Consider the following 23,075-nt stretch of genomic DNA (forward strand, 5'->3'; position numbering starts at 1 on the left):
CTCAGTTTGACCCTAAGCGTCGCTTGTTTGTTTTTGTCGTAGCCGGGGCTGATGCAGGATCATCTGGCCAGAAATGCTTTTGATAACGACCTTTCATTTCTTTTTGCACTTCTTTGTAGCTACCTTGCCAAAACCCAGCTAAATCTTGTGTTTTCTGTAGCGGTCGTCCCGCTGGTGAGAGTAAAACCATCTGTACTTTTACATTTCCTCTAGCAACCCTAGGTGTCTCCTTTAAGCCATATACCTCTTGCATTCTGACGGATAAAGACACTCCACCTGCATCGTCGTAATGTAAGCGGATACGGCTGTTACTTGGGACCGTTAAACTAGTGGGCAACAGCTGATTTAACGCCTGCTGATCGATATAATTTAACTGATTAAGCAGCAAAGAATAAAAATCAACTTTAGTCAGTTGTTGCCAACTCAATACATCGTGCAGATACGGCATTAACCACTGCTCTACACTATTTAGCAAGCCAGCTTCACTTACATCTGGCCATTGCCCACCTGGTAGGTGTTGTTTAGCTAAACGCAAACGATAGATAAGTTGTAGTGCCGCCTCGTTAAACGGCAGTCCCATTATACCGCGCGCATCAATTTGCTTGTGCCAAAGCACGATGATTTGCTCACTACTTGGCTTGGCGCTGGGTGTCTTTTGCATCACAATGCCCCCCAAACGCTGCACAGTGTGACTTGAAATAGCCGCCCGAGAGGTATCCCATTCACACCGAGTTTCAACAACGATGAGGTGACTGAAATACTGGTCTATTTGCTGACGACTCAAGGGTTCAGCAAGGGTAATTCGAGCATTTGCTAGACTACTATCGGTCAGTAACATGTTACCGACAGCGAGCCAATCCTGTCCGATTAACGGGTCATGCTCCAAAAGCTGAGCACCAGTGCCATTGACCAGAGTGAAGCGTGTCGCACCACTTGCCTTGCCAATCCAATGTGGAAAGGCGTAGCCCATTAACACAGCCGTGTCTTTTAATGGCCATGGCGTTAACTTACATTCAAGTTTTTTATGCCACTGGCGTATCCCGTGCCAAAGTGGGTGATTTTTCTGTTGCTGTAACAGCGATAGGCGTTCGTAACACAAACTACCCGCTTGATTCCCCATAGGGTCTTTATCTTCTAGTAGGACCGCTAAAGCGCAAGCTAAGCTTTGATGAGCAGGACTCAATTGACGGCTCTTAAGCAACATCGTACCTATATGTACCTGGCTACCAAGCGTGTGCACAGCCTTACCATGCTGACTCACATTCAAATGTTCATCAACTATTTGCAGATCCATCAATACACTATGTGCTTGGGTAATCTGCGCTTCGCTGGGCATATCAATAAGGGCAAAGTCAGTGATCTTTGCCCCCCACATACAGGCTTCGAGCAAAAAGGACGATAAATCCTTGGTCAGTATTTCTGCTTTGTCATGCTCCACTAAGCGTTGATGCTGTTCTTCACTCCATAAACGGTAGCAAACACCCGGCCCCAAGCGCCCAGCACGGCCCGCTCGTTGGGTTGCCGACGCCTTAGAAATCATCCGGTTATGTAACTGGGTTAACCCCTTAGTTAACTGGAAAATAGCTTGCTTCTGCATGCCACTGTCAACCACCACACTAACGCCCTCTATGGTTAAACTGGTCTCTGCAATATTAGTCGCCAGTATAACTTTGCGGCGTCCATGAGGATCTGGTGTTAAGGCTGCTTCTTGCGCCGACATTGCTTGTTGTGAAAACAAACAATGTATTTGGGTGTCTTTCGTCAGCGACTGGGCGAGTACTCTTTCACAACGCCGAATTTCGCCTTGGCCGGGCAGAAACACCAAAATGTCTCCCTGATGTTCAGATGCAGCAAATAATGTGAGGCGCGCAGTTTTATCAACGATTGAGCCTTTGCTGGAATCAGGCCGATAGATGGTTTCAATAGGATAACTTCTGCCGCTACAAGCGATGGACTCGGCACGAGGCAAAAGCTGCCTGATACTTGAGACATCAAGCGTCGCTGACATTACCAATAGGCGCAAATCATCCCGCAGGGCTTCTTTGACTTCTAAGCACAGCGCTAGTGAAAAATCAGCATGCATGCTACGTTCATGAAACTCGTCAAAAATAACCAAACCAATCTCTGATAATTCAGGGTCATTTTGCAGCATTCTAGTTAAAATACCTTCTGTGACAATTTCTAAACGAGTATCTTTACCCACCTTGCTCTCGCCACGTATTCGGTAACCCACGGTTTGACCTACCTCCTCCCCTAATTGCCGCGCTAGAAAATGCGCAATATTGCGGGCAGCAATTCGTCTAGGTTGTAACATAATGATTTTTTGCTTCATAAAAACACTATGGCGCAATAACGCCAAAGGCACTCGAGTTGATTTACCGGCTCCTGGAGGCGCGACTAGAATGACATCTCGGTTATCTAGGTTATTGTTCAATGAAGGTAGAATTTCTTCGACGGGTAATGACGTTTTCACAGAAGGCAAGGCTTTATCTCATACAAGTTATCAACAACGACCCCATAACAAGGCCTTTGATTAGTGTATCCTCTGATGATGTATTTTTCAGATATTTCAGGAGTTCTTCATGCGCGCTTTTTTTGCACTCACCCCACCACCATCAAGCAAACTTGCGATAGACGCTTGGCGAGAAAAGGCGTTTCCGCATTTTAGTAACCCTGTCAAAGCGAGTAACTTACACATAACCTTAGCTTTTTTAGGAGAAATAACCGAGAACCAGTTGGACGCGTTAAGCCAATACGTGGATAGCCATTTGAACATGCAGTGCTTTTCCATCACCTTGGACTATGTAGGTTATTGGTCAAAACCCAAAGCGTTGTGGCTGGGCAATAAAGAGCTACCAAAAGAGCAGCAGGAACTAGTCGACTGTTTACAAAAAGCGGCGGCTTCCTGCGGAATTAAAATGCAAAAACGGGATTATATCTCTCATTTAACCCTTGCCCGAAAATGTCATGAAAATCCTCCAGCAGCATTAATTGAACCGAATTTCACCTTTCAAAACACGGAACTGACATTATACGAATCTGTTTCTAGCCCCCATGGGGTAATGTATAGACCGATATTAAGCTGGCCATTTTCACCACGTTTTTCATTTTAATGCAAAAAATAATACTAATTGAGCTAATCAATAACGATTCGCTATTTACCTTACAATGCAGGCAAGGTAAAACAGGTGCAAATTTTTGAAGTGATGATTTCACCATGGAACAAACATTAAGACTGGTCATCGATTGCCCAGACCAAGTTGGCCTTGTCGCCAGCGTAAGCCAATTTTTAGCTCAACATAACGCCACCATTGTAGAAGCTAGCCACCATACTGACTTGCAAACGGGGCGCTTTTTTATGCGCCATGAAATTTGCACCAATTCGCTTACTATGGATATTGAGCAAATTCGTCTGGCTTTTACCCAAATCGCCGACAAATACTCGATGAATTGGAAGCTGGTAGATTCAAGCAAAAAGCCAAGAATGGCCTTGTTAGCCAGTCATGAATCTCATTGTCTAATGGACTTATTACACCGCTGGCACAGCAAAGAGCTGAACTGTGAGATCCCATGCATTATTGCCAATCATCCACAAATGAAACAATTTGCTGATTGGCATAGCATTCCATTTCATTGGATTGATTTCAAAACCTTAGGAAAAGAGGCTGCATTTGCTCAAATTAGTCAACTACTGAAGCAATACAATATTGATTTAACGGTACTTGCCCGTTTCATGCAAATTCTGCCTGACTCCTTATGCAAAGAATTAGCTGGGCGAGCGATTAATATTCATCACAGCTTTTTGCCTTCATTTGCTGGTGCAAAACCTTATCAGCAAGCCTATGACAGAGGTGTGAAATTAATCGGAGCAACCTGTCATTATGTAACTAGTGACTTAGATGAAGGGCCGATTATTGAACAAGAAGTCATGCGTATTAGCCATAGTGATTCAGCACAAGACATGGTTCGTAAAGGCAAAAATTGTGAAAAAACAGCATTAGCCAATGGTGTTCGTTATCATTTAGAAGATAGAGTGATTATTCACCGCTCTAAAACTGTCGTATTTGCCTAAATAAACGCAAAGCGGCCAAGCCACTTAAGTGAATACTAAAAGTTTGCGACGTACACCAAATTGATATGTTTGTCTGTGCGTCCTTGCCCGGCCCAAGTATGACCCGCGTCGTTTGCTTCCCAAAGGGCGCGCGATAAAGCGACCTCAACATACTGATGCTCTGAGTCCAACATAAAACGCGAACTCAATAACCATTGATTACTCGCAGGAAGTTGAATATCAGCTCCTTGAGAGGTTTCAAGATTGGTGTCCATTTGTCTAATGTACCCCAACCCCAAACTCACATGATGATTTAGGCGATAGCGAGGTAATATAGCCCACTGACGTGTGGTTGTTTTTTGATTATGTGCCCCCCAACTTAGTTCACCTTTGACATAGCCCACTTGAGTATCGACAGAAATCACATCACCAAACTTTTGATGAAAAGTCAGTTGATAATCTCGTTGGTGACACCCGTCGAATTTAATACTTTTTTTATTAAAATCGAGTTCAGTGCTTTGCGGTAACGATTGCTTCAACCATTGTAATGTCTGCTGCCAATTTAACTCAGCTGCAGATAATTGCATGGCAAAACTAATAGTAAAAAGGCAAATAACTAAGCGCAAGGTTCTTACTCTACACCGTTTTAAACAGGCTTTAACTGTAGTTCGCAATGATGGAATAAGGGTATTGGTGCGCATTATTTAGTATACTTTTTGATACTAATAACTTAATAATAACCACTATACTTCTGGCAAATTACCGCATTAATAGTCACAACAACATATGAATTACCTCACTTAGAGGCTATTTACCAAGGTAAGTCCTAGTTTCATGATGCAAACCTATTATTTTCTGTATCAAGGACAAACATCGTATTTTAAATGCTAAAGACCGAGTAAATTGTTGATCATGCTAGATTACAAACGTTCACCACTGCACTTTGCTACCTGCTTTTTAATGCTAAGCTTATGTGCATCGACCTATTGCTTCGCCGCAAATGACAAAGTGAAATGGAATGGTTTTGCTACATTAGGGGCAATCTATAACGATAGCGATGAGTTAGGGTTTCGTCCTAATTTAAAAGTTCCTGGTCGCACAGGTTTGTCTTTAGCACCCGACTCATTGATAGGCCTGCAAGCGAACATCAACATCAATCCAAAATGGGATGCAGTGGTTCAGGCTGTATACCGCGACAAACTCGATGAAAAAGCGATTAACTATTTAGATGTGGCATTTTTACGCTACCGGTTAAATAATCGCTTAGCGTTTCGCGGCGGGCGTATGAATACCGACATTTACTTTTTGTCAGAATATAAATCTGTGGGTTATGCCTACCTTTGGGCTCGTCCACCAGCAGAGTTCTACTCTAAAGTAACATCAGTCTCTCAATTCGAAGGGGGAGATATTCTCTATAAGCGTTCACTCGGTGATGGCTTCTTTATCGCAAAGTTAGGCTATGGCGAAACTGACACATCCATCTCGACTACAGGCAATGGCTTAGAGGTACATTTTACCAATATGCTAATGGCCTCAGCGTCATATCAGCAAAATAACTGGCAGGTTAGAGCATCATTTTTGGATGCAAAAGTAGATGAATTTAGTGCCGACCTTAACATCGTTGACCAAGCTATTGCGGCGTTTCCTCCTAGCATTTGGCCTGGTGGGCCAGGCATACGGGAGCGATTTGATTTTGTCGGTAAAAAGCAGCAATTTTTTGGCTTAGGTTATCGCTATGATGACGACATCTGGCTGCTGCAATCTGAAATTGGTTTCATCAATTCGCAGTGGGATATCGAAAGAGATACAGTATCTGGCTACGTTAGCTTGGGATATCAAAATGACGGTATGACGTATTTTGCTACTGTGTCCGCAGTAGAACCGACTAAAAACAACTTGAGTGATAGTGTTGGAGAAATTTCCCCAAGCGCTCCTGCCGCCATTGCGGCCGCAATCCAGTCATTCAGGCCAATAATACGTGAAGCGCTTGAGCAAAATGTCACTAAGCAGCATACCTTTAGCCTAGGTGTAAAATGGATGCTCTCTGCCTCTTTAGTGGCGAAATTACAGTTAGATCATACTGTTATCGCGGACGATGATTATGCTTTATGGCGTGTATTTAATGAGCCTGAACCGGACCACACTGTCAATGTAGCAAGTCTTAGCTTGAATTGGGTGTTTTAATATGCGCCAGTTCATGCTCCGACTCATCACCTTTTTCTTGTTCGTATCCTTTGCCTATTCAGCACAGGCTTTGGTTGTCGTTGTTGGTAAAAGCAATCCCATTGAAACGCTTAGTAAGACACAAATCATTGACATTTATATGGGCAGGTATGACACCTTTCCAAATGGTGTGGTCGCCAAACCACTGGATCGTGTTGCTGGCAGCGATGAGAAGCAAAAATTTTATCGCTTGCTGGTCAATAAAAGTGAGGAAAAAATTAATGCCTACTGGGCTCGATTGCTCTTTTCGGGTCGTGCTAGCCCTCCCAGTAGCTATGCCACTAATGATGAAATGCTAGATGAATTGCGTCGCTCAGAACAAACAATAGGTTATGTGCTTGAATCAGAGGTGGATGATTCATTGAAAGTGGTTTATCGTTTCGAAAAATAAAGCCTTTCTGAGATTACTTTTTTGAAACGACACGTAGCATTCGCATTAAATATTATTGCTATTGGGCTATTTATCCCCGGCATTACCCTCCCCATGTTTGCATTAAACATGGAAATGTCAGCCCTGTTAAACGCGGCCGGTATTTCATCCACATTAATAGACAAAGAACTATCTATCCTCAATACGGTGCAAGAATTATGGGAAGGAGATCGCTTTCTTGTTGCAGCACTTATTTTTTTATTTTCTGTATGCGTCCCAATACTAAAAACGATATTGATGAGTTTGGCTTACTTTACCCGCAATCTAAACGTCCGAAGAAGCCTAGCTCAGTTTGTATCAGCAATAGGAAAATGGTCGATGGCAGACGTTTTTGTCGTGGCCGTGTTTTTAGCGATTTTATCCACCAACCATGCTGATACCTTATCTCAAGAAACCCTTACGCTATTCGGTTTTACCTTAGGCATTGATATCAGTACTCAAACGCTTTCTGCAGCTGGCGACGGCTTTTTCTATTTTGTTGGTTATTGTTTACTCTCGTTACTTGCCAGCCATATCGCTACATCTCCTTATACATTGAAGCGACTCGATAATGAGTCATAAGTATAAAAAAGGCCGCTTATAGCGGCCTTTCTTGTTGTCACTGCATGTATTTATCGTGCCGGGGTATCATCCGTGATCGGTACAGCGTTCGTGTCACTGTCTAGCTTTTCATTGGCCTGACACACGCCTTTCGCATAATCAGGGTGCACTTTCTCAAGTACCGCATACCAACGTTCTTTAACTGCTGGTGAACATGGCCCCATTGCAGCAGCATAATTATCATAAAGGCGTTGTTTTTGTTCTGCACTGAACATTTCATACAAAGCGCGAGGTTGTACGTAATCAGCATCGCTTTCAACTTGATCATAGCGCGCAGCATCACCGTCAATGCGCAAAGGCGGCTCTTCGACACTGGCATCTGCCACTGGTCCATTATGCTGATTCGGTTCGTAATAAGCATCTGGGTTACCAAAATCATTGGTAAAGAAACGCATCGCACCGTCTTTATGATAATGCTGCACGTTAGATGCTTTCGCCGCGTTTGCTGGCAATGCTTCATAGTGTGTCCCCAGGCGATAACGGTGGGCATCAGCATAGGAAAACACACGTGCTTGCAGCATTTTATCTGGGCTGTAACCTATGCCAGGCACCACATTAGACGGACTGTAAGCAGCATTCTCAACCATCTGAAAGTAGTTTTCAGGGTTTTCATTCATCTCTAGCTCACCTACTTCGATTAATGGGAAGTCAGCATGAGGCCAAATCTTGGTAATATCGAAAGGGTTGAAGGGCTGCTTTTCCGCGTCCAGCTCAGGCATCACTTGAATGTACATGGTCCATTTGGGAAAGTTACCTTCCTCAATGGCGTTATACAAATCCTCTTGATACGCCTCTCGAGTTTTACCGGTAAGTGCTTCAGCCTCAGCATTGGTATAGTGCTTATGTCCCTGCTGAGTCTTAAAATGGAATTTAACCCAATGACGTTCGCCGTTTTTATTCCACATACTAAAAGTATGACTACCATAACCATTCATATACATAGGGTTTACTGGGATCCCGCGGTCAGACATGAGAATGGTCACTTGATGTACGCATTCCGGCTGGGCAGCCCAGAAATCAAACATTGCCTCAGGGGAACGAAGGTTTGTTTTAGGATGTCTTTTTTGTGTGCGAATAAAGTCAGGGAACTTGAAGCCGTCACGAATAAAGAACACAGGAGTATTGTTTCCTACCATGTCCCAATTACCTTCTTCGGTGTAAAACTTAAGACTAAAACCACGTACATCACGCTCCGTATCTGCGGCTCCTGATTCGCCAGCTACGGTTGACCAACGGCTTAGTACTTCCGTTGTTTTACCAATTTGTGAGAATAATTTGGCGCAAGAGTATTGGCTAATATCATGAGTAACGGTGAATTTTCCTTTTAATCCCCAACCTTTTGCGTGTACCGCACGTTCTGGAATGCGCTCGCGATTTTGATGAGCAAGTTTTTCTATCAACTGGTAATCAGTAAGCAGTAAAGGGCCTCGCGCTCCGGCTGATTTAGACGTTTGGTTTGAAGGCACTGGCGCACCTGCACTGGTGGTTAATCTCGGCTTATTTGTCATTCGATTTTCTCCATTGCTTCATTTGAATATCACTACGTACTGCGTAGGTTAGTAGATCATATTGGGTTATGGTAGCAAGGTTAACGACCAAAAGAACAAGCGGGAAACTAGATAGAGTTAATCAAGTGAATCTATTAAGCCATACACACCCTGCCACTACCTTGATTTACTTTTCTTCTCAAGGCACTTTCAGCGCGAGAAATAATATGCTGTAGCATACTGTCTTCTTTTTCTAACTCTGTTACTCCTATACTCACAGAAATATGCATACCATTTGGTGCCCCCTGGGCATGGGTGTCGTTAAAAAACGTGCGAATTTTATTCGCCAAGCATAACGCTTGTGCCGCTGACGTTTTCGGCAGGAGTAGCACAAATTTATCATCGGCAACGCGCCCAAGATAATCAGATTCCCGTGACATCATTAACAAGCCTTGCGCCACATGGGATAATACATTCTCAGCCATGTCATGCCCCTGGTGAGTGAGTATTCTTGAGAAGCGATCTATATCAAAAGCCAATATACTCATTGTTTCGTTGTGTCTGCGCGCAGTAGCAATAAGTTTAGATGCAGATAATTCAAATGCCTTATGATTAAACATAGGATTCGATTGCTCTACATCAACCTGTAAGATATCTGAAATAGTCGTACGTGTTCGCTGCTTTCTAGCTTTAAACACAATAAACAGTAGGCCAATAAACATCATTGCGACGATCAGCCAAAACACCACGAATTGCACTAGTTTTAATGTGCTTATTCTCACCTTATTTTGACTTTCGTATTGGTAAACCACCTCATTTAGGCGATTCAGTAAAGGCGTGTATGCCATTTCCATCAGGGCTTTTGCATCTAACTTAGTTGTACCTTGGTCAATCTGTCGATTTAACACGGAATAAATCTGCTCAGAAAATGCATTGAGCTGATCACTTACATTGTTATCTATTGTGAAATACAACGCTTGCAACTCAGTTGACAAAGGTGATATTGAACCACTTTTAAGGGCCTTATAATGTGGTTCAAGCAATTGTTGATGATTCGCTTGCATCGCACCTAACGCTTGCAAGCTAGTTTGCTTAGCTGCCATGTCTTCGCTGTATAAATAGGCTGTGGCAAATAAACTGGCACGCTGTAACAACATGCGTTGCTGCCCACTTATGTTCACCTCTTGGGCAGCATTTGCTTGCGCCTGGATAACTTTATCCAATGTTAGATGCACGAATATGGCCAACAATCCACTCAGTAATAAATAAACGATGCTTGTCAGCATAGTTCCTTGTATACAACCAGGTCGATTATACTTAGTAAAGATTGCCGCCATGCTGTCACGCCTCTATGCTGTTTTGCACTTAATGAAAGTGGTAACTCACGCCTAAGGTAAATAAATCCACGTCGTCACTTTCAAGGTAGTATCTCTCCCATTCCACATTCACTTGAAAACGTTTTGATAAACGGTAATTCGCGCCGACTCCTAAATACAGGTCAAGACCTTCTTCGCCATCCAGTGAAGGTAATGGGGTGTCACTGAATACCTCGCGAGAATCGTATTCACTTTCCCATATATATAGCCCCCCACGCACATTAAAAAACCAGTCTTGATGACGCCAAAATTGATAATTTAGGCTAGCGGTAAAACCCTCTACTGATTCAGGATGGATGGCCCTAGCCAGATCAAGGAATTTCTCTGGCTCAATGGTGGTCGTAGTAAACGCCGTGCTCACCTCTCCTAAATCCGTGTACCCAAATTCTAAACTGAATTTCTCACTCAAAGATGTGCCGACGCCCAATTTAAACGCAGTTCGAGAGTCATCCACATCAATGTCATACACTTCAAAGCCGATGCTTTGCGCCTCGTTATAGATACTTTGTTCTGAACTAGCCCCTGACGCGTAGCCTAAACTTGCTTGTACATACCAGTTCTCAAACAAACAATCGTCGTCAACCACACACAGTGATTTTGAGGCAAGTTTCGGCAACAGGGACTCTTCCTGCACTGAACTCGCAGTTTGCGCCCAAGCGGCCTGCCCTAACGCTAGCGATAACCCCAGGCCTAACCCTATTTTTATGCACTTCATGTCATCGTCCTCCACGGGTAAATACATTTTTTTGATACCCTCTTGTCGCGCCGGCTAGCGCCAAAAGAAGCAACATCCAACCAAATGTTCCACCACCCCCGCCACCGGTGTTTTCAATTCGCACCTCGGCTGGGTTGACGGTAATCACTAATTGCGCCTCAGCTAACGCACCATCAGCGTCATTAATGCCATAACGTATGACATCTGTTCCGACATACCCTTTGTTAGGCGTATAGGTCAATGTGGAATCGTTATTAACCACCACAGTACCATTTTGCGCAGTGGCGCTAACAATAAAGAGCACCTCTCCATCTGGGTCCGAATCATTGCTCAATACATCGACCGTCACGCTTTGGTTAACTGTCATACTGACACTATCGTCTTGGGCAATGGGTGCCTTATTGGTGATAACGCCAAGTCGCACCACCCCTAAGGCTGTACCACCATTTCCATCACTAATACCGTATTGAATGATATCCTCCCCAACAAAACCATCTCTGGGTGTATAAATGATGCTTGTAGAGGTAAAGGTAACCTCACCAAAAGCAGCATTAGCTGAAGTAATTGTTAGTGTATCTCCATCAGCATCAGTGTCATTGTCCAGTACCGCTATTTCAACACTAGTATCAACCAATAACTCTGCTTCATCGTCGCTAGCCACAGGCAACTCATTTTGCCCAACCCCCATCACCGCAACGCCACCAGGGTCAACTATCGTGCCATTGGCGATACCATCGGCATCATTCGGGCCACCATCGACAATCTGAATTTGCACACACCAATCACCTTCATTTAACCCAGGCTGCCAAACATCACCGCCAGGAGGTGGGCAGAAGCCAGGTTCGCCTTTTGTTGACCATACGCGATTCAACTCAGACTCAGCAAACAGGAACCAGCCCGTTGAAACATAGAATTTACGATACACTGCATTTTGTGGAACCGGGCGAATTTGCGGCATCACGATTTTATATGCTTGACCAACATCTGGCAGGCCGTAGGCAATAAAGTCGAAGATACCGCCAACGTTCGTTGCGTCTGGGTCAGGGATAAGATCAGAGTCAAGCTCAATATCTTCATCCAATATCTTCGCTCCCCCTTCAATTGCATCGATGGCAAAGTTGCCTAAGCGTAAACACACGCCGGGATCACCTTCTACTAAATAACCATTGGTGAACGCCTCTTCTTCTGGCAGCACGTTACACTCAGGGATAGCATCCAAGTAGTCAGGAATGCCGTCTCTATCACTGTCATCAAATCCTTCTTGATCATCAGGAATGCCGTCACCGTCAGAGTCAACTGATGTCAGCACGGGTAAAGCATCTACGACTTCTAAGTAAATAATTTCCACATCACCAAAGTTAGGCGCGTCACTGTCAGTTATGCGCAAGCTAATGCGGTAAATACCAACCGAAACATTACTGGGATCAAAGGTAAAGGTGTCAAGATTGCTGTCTTCATCAAACAACACCTGCTCTAAATTCTCCCATTCAAAGTCATACTCGTTATCTGTATCAGGGTGAGTAATATCGCTAAAGACGGTGGCTAAACCGCCATTTTTAGCAATTAATATACTGTTATTGCCCCCTTGTTTTGCAAACAAGGCCACATCAGGATTGACATTATCCTCTCGGATGGTCACCACGTGCTCAAACTTGTTGCCGCGATTGAGGCTTGGGTCCAGCGTTACAATAACGGTTTCAGTTCCCTCGCTATCCGCATCAGTGAATGACTCAAAGGTAATGTACGCATCACTACCTGATTCAAGAACGAGTACACCATCAATCAGGTTGTGATCACTGCCATCAGCAGTGCCCGTCACGCTGTAAGGCACCTCTAAAGGATACACAGGCGACGTACCGTTCAAATGTACACCAATTGTGATTTGACGCCCCTCAAGCACACTCTGATCTTTTTCAATCGACACAAGTGGTCTGACACGTACGAACTGACTGGCAATCCGTTGACGACCCTCACCATCTTCAGCTAACCAGAATGCGGTATTCACACCAGGCTCGTAGAAAGTCACACCATCCACCAAGGATACAGGCAGCGGGTTACCGAAACGATCCACGGCTGAAGCCACTCCTAAATCAACTTTGGTAAACAAAGCGTTAGCATCGATAAATACATCTTCAGGTACGTCGATAACCGGAAGTAGCTCCACCCCATCAGGCGTAACTGTAACCACGGCACGCGCATTGGAAGCTAATCCTTGTGCATCTTCAATGCTGTATTCAATGATGGCATTTCCAATGAAACCGTCAACTGGGGTATACGTCAGAATGCTGTCGGTATAACTAACGTCACCGATTGTGGCCGTCGCACCTACAATGCGTAATGTAACTGAGTCGGAGTCAGTGTCATTTGCAAGTACGTCTAAAACGGCAGGTTCGAAACTTGTTAGGGTAAATACATCGTCAACTGCCAATGGCGCATCGTTCTCACCCTGCACGTCAATTGTAACCGTTGCAATGTTTGAATCTAGCTGGCCATCATTAGCCTGATACGTAAAGGTAACCTGACCGGTGAAGTTTTCTGGTGGGTTATAGATAACATTTGGCATATCACCAATTAATTCACCGTTAGGCAAAGTTAACAGGGTATAGGTTAATGCATCGCCTTCAGCATCTGTTCCCACTAAATTTAGTGGCAAGCTACCGTCTTCTTGTACAGATACGACCAAATCGGTTAATACAGGAGCAAGATTCGGATTTACCACAACCACCGGAACGACAATACAGGTGACGGCATCATTGGTATCTGACACACAGACGTTTATCTCTGCGGTTCCTACAAACCCGTCATTTGCCACAAACGTAATGCTGCCATCCGAATTAATTTGCACCGTTCCATTTGCGCTGCCCGCTGATGAAATGCTTATAGGATCTCTATCGGCATCTTCAAAATTGGATAGTATGTCGATATTTACAGGCTCAATTAAATCCGTAAACGCTCTAATTGTTGCTCGATTCGAAGTTAACTGAGGAGCATCGTTAACAGAGTTCACGGTTAGATCGACATTACCGCTAACTGCCCCACCATTTCCATCACTCACTGTGTAGTTAATTGTAACAGGGCCAAAATAGTCCGCTGGCGGCGTAAACACTATATTTCCGTCACTGCCCACACTCACAGTGCCGACTGAAGCACTTACTGAGGCAATACTTAATACATCACCATCGATGTCAGAATCATTACTTAATACATCTAAATTTAATGTTCCGTCCTCATCGATCGTCGCGGTTTCACCGTTAACCACAGGCAAATCATTAACACTTGCTACGCTAATCGTTGATGTTGCGCTGGCTGTTCCACCATTTCCGTCACTAATGCTGTAACTGATAGTCGCAGTACCGTTAAAATTGTCTGCTGGTGTATACAGATAAGTATTGTTGCCATTTGGCGCTAACGTACCGGCATCAACAGAAATCTGTGTGATGCTTAAGGCATCACTTTCAACATCAATGTCATTATTTAATACTGATATTGTTACACTTTGATCTTCAGAGGTGCCGTAACTGTCGCTGTTAGCAACAGGTGCATCATTGACTGATGTCACCGTTAAGGAAATACTCGCATCGTCCGTGCCGCCATTACCATCACTGACAGTGTAATTAACCGTCACTGGCCCAAAGTAGTTTGCAGGCGGTGTATAGATTACATTGCCATTACTTCCCACCGATACTGAGCCAACAGACGCACTAACCGAAGCAACGCTCAATGTATCCCCATCGACGTCAGAATCATTGCTTAATACATTTAAATTAAGTGTCGTATCTTCGGCAATAGTAGCTGTTTCTCCTGTAGCGACAGGCAAATCATTTACATTTTGCACATCGACTGAAACGGTTGTGCTGTCAAACAGTCCTGTACCGTCCGCCACTACATAAGTAATTACGGCTGGACCATTAAAGTCACTTGGCGGAACATACACAATATCACCATCACCGTTTACACTCACCGTCCCAACATCAACGGATACACTATCGATACTTAACGTGTCGTTATCCACGTCGATATCATTCGCTAACGCGGAGAAGGTTAATATTGTATCTTCGGCAACACTTGTTTGGTCAGCAGCGGCAACCGGTGCGTCCGGTGTACCTGCAACCGTAAAGCTTACAGTACCGGTATCTGTTCCACCGGCGCCGTCTGACACAATAAAGGTAACGGTTTCAGTGCCAAAAAAGTCAGCAGCTGGTTGATAATCAATACTTGTGCCGTCAGCAGACACACTCGCAACACCATTACCTGATACAGAGGTAACAGATGCAACCCGAATCGTTTGCCCTGTATCTGCGTCAGTATCATTTGCAACCACATTGAATGCCGCACTCGTGTCATCTTCAGTGATATTGAAAGTGTCAGGGCTGGTAACAGGTAACTGATTTAGCAGCGTCAAGGTCACATCCTGTGCGCTTAATGTTTGACGTTGGCCAAGACCATCTCGGTAACTAAACGCAGCTTGAGCGACTAAGTCTTCGCTACTTTGCGTAGGAATAATAGCGTCACTATCAAGGGTTAAGGTCAAAATAAACTGCTCATCATTCACATCATTATCAGAATTAATGAGACCACCCAACGCTAAATTAACAGCTTGTCCACTGAGTTGTATTTGACTATCAACATTGGTTGATACATCACTCGTGGTACTATTAATTTGACCAGGATCGTTACCTGCACTTAGGCCGGTATCGAACACTCGTGTCAACGTAGCGGTGTTAGCCAAATACGCTAATCCTTCGGGAAGCACTAAAGAAAAGTTTGAATCGTTCGTGCTGCCGGCAGGGATAACCATGCTAATAGCAAGCTCTAAGGTCTCCCCCTGAACAAACTCAGCATTGTCCGTATTTACATCTGATGTATCAGTGAGGACGAAACTAGGAACCGCATATAAATCGCTTCCACCGCTGACAGTGACTAGCGTAGGGTTAGTACCGTCATCGCTTAAAGCATTATCGTCAGAACCTAAATCAATAAAGTTATCGCCCCCGACGGTAGCTTGTCCCTCAAGCACAGTGCCATCAGATACATTATCAACGATGAAAGCAAAGCTGCCTGTAACAATATTGCCAGGTGCAATATCTCCCACATTTGCCAAATAAGGCTCATCGCTTACGATAACGCCTTGGCTGACCAACGCACTGTTAGGAATAAGTTGCGTATCAGCAGGTAAAGCCTGGTTAATTTGCACACCTTCAGCACCTGCTGAGCCTTGATTCAAGACACTTAAATTAACTTTTACCGTATCTCCTTGATCAATTTGACCGTTGCCATTTTGGTCACTTATTAGCTCCCAAGTTTGGCTAAATTCAAGGTCGGGTGCACCAGCTTGTCCATCAACAATTGAAATGTTAAGTGCTTGATAGCCATCCAGCTGAACACCATTGCTGTCCGTTAATTGTAGACCCGTTTGGTCGCTAGAATGCGTACCTTGTAAAACGATAACTTCATCGTCGCTACCGCCATTATTATCCACCAAGGGTGAGTCAACTGTAACCAAAAGCGTAACAACAACGCTATCATTACCTGCAAGAGAGGTGATATTCCCACTGATACTGCCGTCTACCACACTGGCTGTATTCGCACCATCAATCTGAATGGAGTTAGCAACATAGCTCAATCCATCCGGCAACGTATCGGCAAGGACGATGTTGTCGAGCGTGGTACTACCTGCATTGTTAACGACGTAGGTAATTAATAATTCGTCACCAGCGGAAATAGCATTATCGCTGTCATTGTCAGTGACTAACTGTGCAGCTTGAGAAACATATAAATTCGTTATTTCCTCACTTGGTTCACCTATGCGAAGTGTCGTGGGCTGATCACCATTAGCATCATTTGCGTCCGCATCTGTTAATTCAGCCACCGTATTAGCTGAATCAACAACACCTTGTGCAGAGATAACAGTGCCTGATAGCACGTTATCATTCACCGTCACTTGAAATGTAACCGTAGCCGTTTCATTTGCAGCTAAATCACCAACGTCAACTGAAATACCTGAAGTATCATCAGCGCTGCCGGCGTCCGTGGTAACAGAGTTGGCTACATATGTGGTGTTTGCTGGTATACCTTCCTCGAAAGTAACTTGAGTGGCGTCTGTCCCATTGTTCGTCAAGCTCACCGTGTATAGCAAAGTATCACCTGGATCAGCAAAACCGTTGCCGTTTAGGTCGTTAGCTAACACGACTCCTTGGTCAGCTGCAATGAAATTAGCATCATCACTGACTACCGACTTACTCGTAGCAAAGGTGTAAGAGCGTTCATCTGAATTCGCGCCCGATGCACTGGAATACACACCATTTTGCACAGATACCACTAATGGCTCACCGATATTTGCATCATTGTCTACACGAGCATCAAAGGTAAACGTTTTTGCTCCGTCCACTACGGCGAGAGTGCCAAAATCAACGTCTAAATTTGTTGGGTCAGAATCGTCAACACTTTGCCCCATAAAACTGCCGTCGACATAGGTTAAGCCCTCAGGGATCGCCACCTGCAAGCTAGTATCAAAAGCATTGGTGCGGTTCATTTGTGGCGTAGCCGTAAAGGTATAAGTTACGGTATCACCAAGGGTGACGGAGTCACGATTGGACGTTAAAGCGACGACTAACGCGGGTTCTACAATATCGATATCTAACGTATCCGGACCTGCTAGTGCTCCTCCCCCAGCGACACTTACCGAGTTTTGCAATGTCACCCCTTGAGCATTAGCGGGTTCATCAATCACAGTGGCGACAACACTGATGACAAAACTGTCATTGCTATTATCTGCATCCGCTATGTTACTTACCGTTCCTAAATCGATAGTAACAAGATTATTGCCATCGACTGAACCACTGGCATCCCCTGTAACGCTTATATGACTACCCGCGCTTATCGAACTAGATTCAAAACGTAAGCCGTCAGGCAATTCATTGCTGATGATCACATTTGCTATATCACCCTCAATAACATCTACACGTAAATCTATCGTCACTGTATCGCCAATAGTCACATCATTAGTCGTGTGCACAGAGTTGAGTGAAGACTGTACTGCCAAGGTATTTGCTACGGTTAACTCACTGCTCGCTAACTCGTTGTAGTTATTCAGTAACGTATCGCTATCATCATCACTATTTACGCTTGAGCCGTCGCGGCCTTGGTCATTGGGCTGGCTTGAATAACTAGCACTGAAATCGTTACCCAACACATCTCCTGCGGCGGCGTTATTACTAACGACGACATCATAGGTTAACGTGAGAACGCCACTTGGGGGGAAGTCAACTGTAGCCAACTGTAACGTATCGCCAGCAGCGTTGGTTTCAACTTGGCTAAGGTTAGCATCAGTTACAGGGGTGTTACTTGATTCAAGAACAACAAGATCCGAGGTGTTTGTAAGCACAATATTGCTAAAAGCATTGCCGCTGCCGGTTCCATCAGGCGCACCGAGTAATCCTGCATCAATTAAGCTCGCTAAATCAACCGAATATGCTGTTGCATCAGTTGACGTGTTAGTAATGATCGTCTGATAGGAAATTGTATCGCCAGCATCACTGCCTGTTGCTCCGGCGGTAATGGTCTGTTGAATGTCTAAGTTCGCTTCTATTACGGTTACGGTTTCCAGCGCACTAGGTATCGGTGTACTTGCGCCGTCATAACCCAACTCAGCCTTAGCTTCTAACGTCGTGCCGTTTTGATTATCCAGAATATTATCAACCACAACATCAACATCTATGGTGATGACTTGAGACGTGCTGGCGCTGTTGGTGATGGTTCCAAAATCTAACACCAACGGATTCGTGGTAGTCGCCGGAGTGGTACTAGGTGAATTAGTCGCGCTAAAATCGTTATCAGGCAAGGTGATGCTGATTGGTGACCCGCTGTACGTCAAACCATCTGGTAAGTTTAGGGAATATTCGAAATTATCGGTAGAGCCGGTAGGAATGCTGAAGGTAGCGGTCATCGTAACCGTTTCACCTATTTGGGCATTTTCATTGGATGTGACCAAAGACACTGTCGGTGCCCCTGACGTAATGACTTCACTGGTCATGACCGTTAAATTATTGACAGCTTGGCCTGAGTCATTGTTATTTTGCGTTCCATTACGCTCGCCTGTGTCTGAGCCAGGCGTTCCAGGGGTAACATCCCCTGTACCATTATTGCTGGGTAGACTGGTAACACTCGCTGTTGCGGTATTCGTTACTTCCTCCTCGAAACCAATAGCGGGGTCCACTTGGGCTGTAAACACCACTTCAATTGATTCATCTGGCCCGAGGTAACGCTCTGACGCTGCTAAACAACTGCTATCGACGGTAAGATCATTCCCATTAAAGCTCGCACAAGCAGCAATATCCACATCACCTCGAGATAATGTTGCGCCAGTAATTGCAGGAGACTGTAAGCGTGCTGGAAGCGAATCTTCAATTAACCATTCCCAACCGCGTGTGACATTTGCCCCGTCGGTGTTCGTTGCTGTTAATGTGTAAGTCACGGTATCGCCACCATCTACACTATCGGGGCTGGCAACATAGGTTAGCGTAATGTTAGGCAAAGCAACCTTGGCAGATGTTTGCGTTGAATCTGCTTGGGCAGCGTTTGCTTGATTATCGTAATGTACGCGTCCCGTTAAGGTTTTCGTGTCAGCACGATTATTATCAGTCGTATTAAGTACTAAGGCATCAAAGGTCACAATCACTTTTTCAGCGTTAGCATCATTATCGGCATTTGTTACATCACCAAGATCAAATGCTAAAATTTGATTGGTAAAGCTTGGGGTGATGCTGGTGTTGGTACTATTAAGTGCCCCACTATTGCTACCGGTAAGGCTAGTATCAAATTCCCCTCTTATTAAAGCGGTATTCGTTAAATACTGAAAACCATCGGGCAATGTCACCTCAACAATAGAGTTGCTGCCCGTTTCATTGGTCACGCCTTCTGGTAGGGTCACTTCAAATTCATAGGTCGCAATCTCGCCGATGGCAAGTTCTACTGTGCCTGAGTCTGCTGTCCACGCTTCACTAGAAGCAATTAAGGCAATAGAATCTGCCGTAGGGTTGGCGGTGCTGACATCACTGCTATCCGTGTCTGAACTGTCGCGCTCAACCGCCGTGTCGCCGTCTTGACTATCCCCCGTTGACGACGCATCGACACTGAATGTGGCACCACTTTGCACATCATCTTTTACCACTGCTGTATAGGTGAAAGTAACGCTATCACCTGCTGCCAAACTGCCTGCTCCTAATGTGTAGGTAATGTTAGGGCTTGAGTACGCATAAGCATACCCTGCAGGTGTAGTGCCTTGCGCCGGTGTCGTCAAATCGAATATATTTGCATTGACCGCGCTCGTCACGACCACATCATAGGCAGGGGCCGTACCTGTATTCTCTACGGTAATGGTTGTGGTTACCGTGTCTCCGGCTTGCAAGTTACTAGCAGGGCTAGCAGATGTCGTTGTCGCCAGTACATGCTCGGTAAAGTTACGCGCCACAGATGATGCGACATTGCTCCCCGTTTTGCCCGTGTAATCTAGGCTACTGTTAATTCTCTTATTCTGTCCTGATGTTGTCGCACTATTGGCTGCATCATCTTCAACGAGAGCCTCAATAGTAAAGGTAAAAGTGTTATTGGTATTATCGTTGTCTTCGGCTACGGTCGTAGTTGCAGGGCTATCAAACGCGATATTAATGGTTTGACGAGTAGCAACACTGCCAGTTGTTGTTACCGTTGGAGCTGTGTCAACCGTCCCATTGAACCCAGCGTTATCTACGCTAGTGCTAGAAGCGACATAAGACAGCCCAGCGGGCAGCCTTAACGCCAAGGATAAATCCGGTGTTTGTCCTTCTGGTAAGGTCACGCTTGTTAAATAAGTAACCGTATCGCCCACCACAAAGTTACTGCCATTACCGTTAGGTGAAATGGAATCAATCGTTGTACTGATTACCGGCCCATCAACAACCAAGTCAGTTGTCGCCACTTGTGTTGGGAAAGCCGTTGCATTGGTATTACTCGCCCACACTGTATTAGTCACTGATTCTATTTCTTGGCGTGGGGTAACATTGTCAGCAACCGTTCGCGAATAGGTAATCACCACGACGCTTCCTGCTGCTAAAGGATCATCTAACTTGAAGTCGCCTCCAGCAAGTGTGCCTGTATACGCCGTCGTCGTCATACCATCGACTGTTACTTGGTTTAAAACCGCATCATCAAGTCCTGTGGCGGCGGGTGAGGATGCTGTGACATCATAAGCTGGTGCCCCACCATCATTGGTAATGGTTAGGGTATAGCCGATAACATCACCTGCATCTACAATGTCATCTGCTATGTCGTCTGCAAATACAACAGACAGAACAGGCGCTCGAACGGTTAATGAGCGACCTTTTAACGTGACTGCTTGACCGTTTTGCGTGCTGTTAGTTGCTCCCTGGAATAGGTTAGTTAACTCCAAACCATCGGCAAAGGGTTCGTCCGATACGGTAACGGTTACATCCACGGCAATAATTTCAGTTTCAGTGCTACTTAGATTAGGCCATTCAATACGCAACAAGTTTGAACTACCGTCAACCGTAATGCTGCTGGGGGATAATCCTGCAGTATCAGTACTGGCCAACACGATATCATTTCCAAACGACAGGTTAATATCAGCCACATCAAAAATAGGTAGGGGGAAATAATCTTCAAATACAATACCGCTGGTATCACCAGACGGAATTTCCATTGTTAATCTGAATGTGACCTGCGATTGTGGGGCGTATTCAGCTAAAGGGTTAACGATAACTTTCGACGTTGAAATTGTTTGTACAGCAACAGAGTCATTGGAATTATCAGAACAAGATGCAGCACCTGCAGTAAGACCATAGACCGCATTAGTGGCCGTGTTTAAGCTGTCATTTGCCAACACAGGATCACCTGTTGAGGCATAGGTTTGATCGACTGTGACAGTATAAACTATGGTTATTTCAGTTCCAGCTGCTAAGTCACCCGTCACTGAGTGAACATCGTACTCTAGTGTAGTGGTGCTATCGCCGTTTACAGTGACCGTCGGCGTAATGGGAACATTTGTGTCTATCGTCATAGAGTTATGACTGGTAAAGGTTAAGCCATCATCAAGTGTATCGGTAACAACAAGGGCATTGGCTGTTTCGTAGTCTGTCAATTGAATACGATTGGTCACCGTAAAAGTGTCGCCTGGCACCAGAATTTCTTTGGAATGAGTTTGCTGAATGGCTAAATGTTTAGCGGTGAAATTACTGTCTTGTGCCGTTTGGCTGAGCGACGTTCCTGCAGGGAATTCGCTATCAAATGTGCTTGAGTGGGTAATTGGCATAACGTCACAAGTTGCACCGTTTAATACATTTCCAACGTATATCGAATAACTCAAGCTTGCATCATTTTCAGAGGCACCACCTGTTATGCTATTACAACTTCCTAGTACTTGACCAGCGACAGCATCGGCTGCCGGCTCACTATCAACTGCACAGCCATCACCACCACTAAAACTCGCTGAGCTAATAAATGCCGATGACGCACTTAAATTATCAACAATTTGCGGTGCAGTAAGGGTCTTGGTATTTGCCACATCGACCACGTGATTAAAAGCAACGGCAAACCCTGCACCTGGCACACGCTCTGACTCAGATGCGTTATTGGTGAACTCGTAGTTGACTACCGTTGGTGCAATGTTAGCACTCACGCTACTTCCTTCGATCGGACCATTGTCACCTGTCGCTGTATCGCCAAACTCATAAACAGGTTGCAATGCTAGCGATAGTGGCGCGCCAATATCCGCTGAACTATTTACGGTAATACAAATCTCACTGGTAAGTGCAGGGCCACCTGCGACCACTGAGCCAGAGGGTAATGAAAACACTGCCAATGTATCCCCTTCAGTCCCGGTCACATCGGATTGAACCTTAGGATCTTCAAGGGTGTTATTCGCGCCAAAAGTGCCAACATTGGTTACATCAACGCTACTGCCGAATACAGATACAGAGTCTAATGTAATCTCAGGATCAATAAATACCCGCAAATAAGGGCCATACCCTGTTGTACCGGCATTACTAAAATTAGCATCGAAACAGACTTGCTCTCCTGAAAACACCTCAGCAGGTAAGGAGTTTGTGGTTGAGGGAGTCGCTCCATATGCTTGAAAAGCAACAAATGAAACACAGAGTAAACTGGCTTTAAAAAACTGGCGCATGATCAATCTTCATTT

Annotated in this window: 11 protein-coding genes; 5 read left to right on the forward strand and 6 right to left on the reverse strand. The window is 44.8% G+C overall.

Annotated elements, in window-relative coordinates; translation table 11 throughout:
- Nucleotide 1: 1 nt before the first annotated feature.
- Nucleotides 2-2,473, reverse strand: coding sequence for an ATP-dependent helicase HrpB (hrpB, locus tag FX988_RS10370; protein WP_412761931.1), 2,472 nt, complete (start codon nucleotides 2,471-2,473; stop codon nucleotides 2-4).
- A gap of 109 nt (nucleotides 2,474-2,582) precedes the next feature.
- Here hrpB and thpR point away from each other — a divergent pair, with 109 nt between their 5' ends.
- Nucleotides 2,583-3,113, forward strand: a complete 531-nt coding sequence (gene thpR / locus FX988_RS10375) for an RNA 2',3'-cyclic phosphodiesterase (protein WP_160179656.1) — start codon at nucleotides 2,583-2,585, stop codon at nucleotides 3,111-3,113.
- A gap of 104 nt (nucleotides 3,114-3,217) precedes the next feature.
- Nucleotides 3,218-4,072, forward strand: a complete 855-nt coding sequence (purU, locus tag FX988_RS10380; protein ID WP_160179658.1) for a formyltetrahydrofolate deformylase — start codon at nucleotides 3,218-3,220, stop codon at nucleotides 4,070-4,072.
- 35 nt (nucleotides 4,073-4,107) lie between these two features.
- Here purU and FX988_RS10385 read toward each other — a convergent pair whose 3' ends face one another.
- Nucleotides 4,108-4,638, reverse strand: a complete 531-nt coding sequence (locus FX988_RS10385; RefSeq protein WP_254700777.1) for a hypothetical protein — start codon at nucleotides 4,636-4,638, stop codon at nucleotides 4,108-4,110.
- A gap of 325 nt (nucleotides 4,639-4,963) precedes the next feature.
- Here FX988_RS10385 and FX988_RS10390 point away from each other — a divergent pair, with 325 nt between their 5' ends.
- From FX988_RS10390 to FX988_RS10400, 3 genes are read left to right on the forward strand one after another with little or no spacing between them, the layout of a single operon-like run.
- Nucleotides 4,964-6,235 (forward strand): hypothetical protein, encoded by a 1,272-nt coding sequence (locus FX988_RS10390; protein ID WP_160179662.1) that lies wholly within the window; start codon nucleotides 4,964-4,966, stop codon nucleotides 6,233-6,235.
- Between the two features lies 1 nt (nucleotide 6,236).
- Complete coding sequence (locus FX988_RS10395) at nucleotides 6,237-6,665, forward strand: hypothetical protein (RefSeq protein ID WP_160179664.1); 429 nt, start codon at nucleotides 6,237-6,239, stop codon at nucleotides 6,663-6,665.
- Between the two features lie 21 nt (nucleotides 6,666-6,686).
- The gene (locus FX988_RS10400; RefSeq protein WP_160179666.1) at nucleotides 6,687-7,265 is read left to right on the forward strand and encodes a paraquat-inducible protein A; all 579 of its coding nucleotides are present in this window, start codon (nucleotides 6,687-6,689) and stop codon (nucleotides 7,263-7,265) included.
- A gap of 50 nt (nucleotides 7,266-7,315) precedes the next feature.
- On the opposite strand, the gene FX988_RS10405 is transcribed toward FX988_RS10400, so the two are convergent.
- From FX988_RS10405 to FX988_RS10420, 4 genes are all read right to left on the reverse strand, one after another.
- On the reverse strand, nucleotides 7,316-8,812 hold the full coding sequence (locus FX988_RS10405) for a catalase (RefSeq protein ID WP_160179667.1): 1,497 nt from the start codon (nucleotides 8,810-8,812) through the stop codon (nucleotides 7,316-7,318).
- Between the two features lie 134 nt (nucleotides 8,813-8,946).
- Nucleotides 8,947-10,128, reverse strand: coding sequence for a diguanylate cyclase (locus tag FX988_RS10410; RefSeq protein ID WP_160179669.1), 1,182 nt, complete (start codon nucleotides 10,126-10,128; stop codon nucleotides 8,947-8,949).
- Nucleotides 10,129-10,156: 28 nt separating this feature from the next.
- Nucleotides 10,157-10,882, reverse strand: a complete 726-nt coding sequence (locus FX988_RS10415; protein WP_160179671.1) for an outer membrane beta-barrel protein — start codon at nucleotides 10,880-10,882, stop codon at nucleotides 10,157-10,159.
- A gap of 1 nt (nucleotide 10,883) precedes the next feature.
- On the reverse strand, nucleotides 10,884-23,060 hold the full coding sequence (locus FX988_RS10420) for an Ig-like domain-containing protein (protein ID WP_160179673.1): 12,177 nt from the start codon (nucleotides 23,058-23,060) through the stop codon (nucleotides 10,884-10,886).
- Nucleotides 23,061-23,075: the final 15 nt, after the last annotated feature.

It is taken from the genome of Paraglaciecola mesophila (assembly GCF_009906955.1).
Taxonomy (GTDB): Bacteria; Pseudomonadota; Gammaproteobacteria; order Enterobacterales; family Alteromonadaceae; genus Paraglaciecola; species Paraglaciecola mesophila_A.

Coding starts and splice junctions, on each gene's coding strand:
- FX988_RS10405 (WP_160179667.1), bottom strand. CDS start 8,812: ATGACAAATAAGCCGAGATTAACCACCAGTGCAGGTGCGCCAGTGCCT.
- FX988_RS10415 (WP_160179671.1), bottom strand. CDS start 10,882: ATGAAGTGCATAAAAATAGGGTTAGGCCTGGGGTTATCGCTAGCGTTA.
- purU (WP_160179658.1), top strand. CDS start 3,218: ATGGAACAAACATTAAGACTGGTCATCGATTGCCCAGACCAAGTTGGC.
- thpR (WP_160179656.1), top strand. CDS start 2,583: ATGCGCGCTTTTTTTGCACTCACCCCACCACCATCAAGCAAACTTGCG.
- FX988_RS10385 (WP_254700777.1), bottom strand. CDS start 4,638: ATGCAATTATCTGCAGCTGAGTTAAATTGGCAGCAGACATTACAATGG.
- FX988_RS10390 (WP_160179662.1), top strand. CDS start 4,964: ATGCTAGATTACAAACGTTCACCACTGCACTTTGCTACCTGCTTTTTA.
- FX988_RS10410 (WP_160179669.1), bottom strand. CDS start 10,128: ATGGCGGCAATCTTTACTAAGTATAATCGACCTGGTTGTATACAAGGA.
- FX988_RS10395 (WP_160179664.1), top strand. CDS start 6,237: ATGCGCCAGTTCATGCTCCGACTCATCACCTTTTTCTTGTTCGTATCC.
- FX988_RS10420 (WP_160179673.1), bottom strand. CDS start 23,060: ATGCGCCAGTTTTTTAAAGCCAGTTTACTCTGTGTTTCATTTGTTGCT.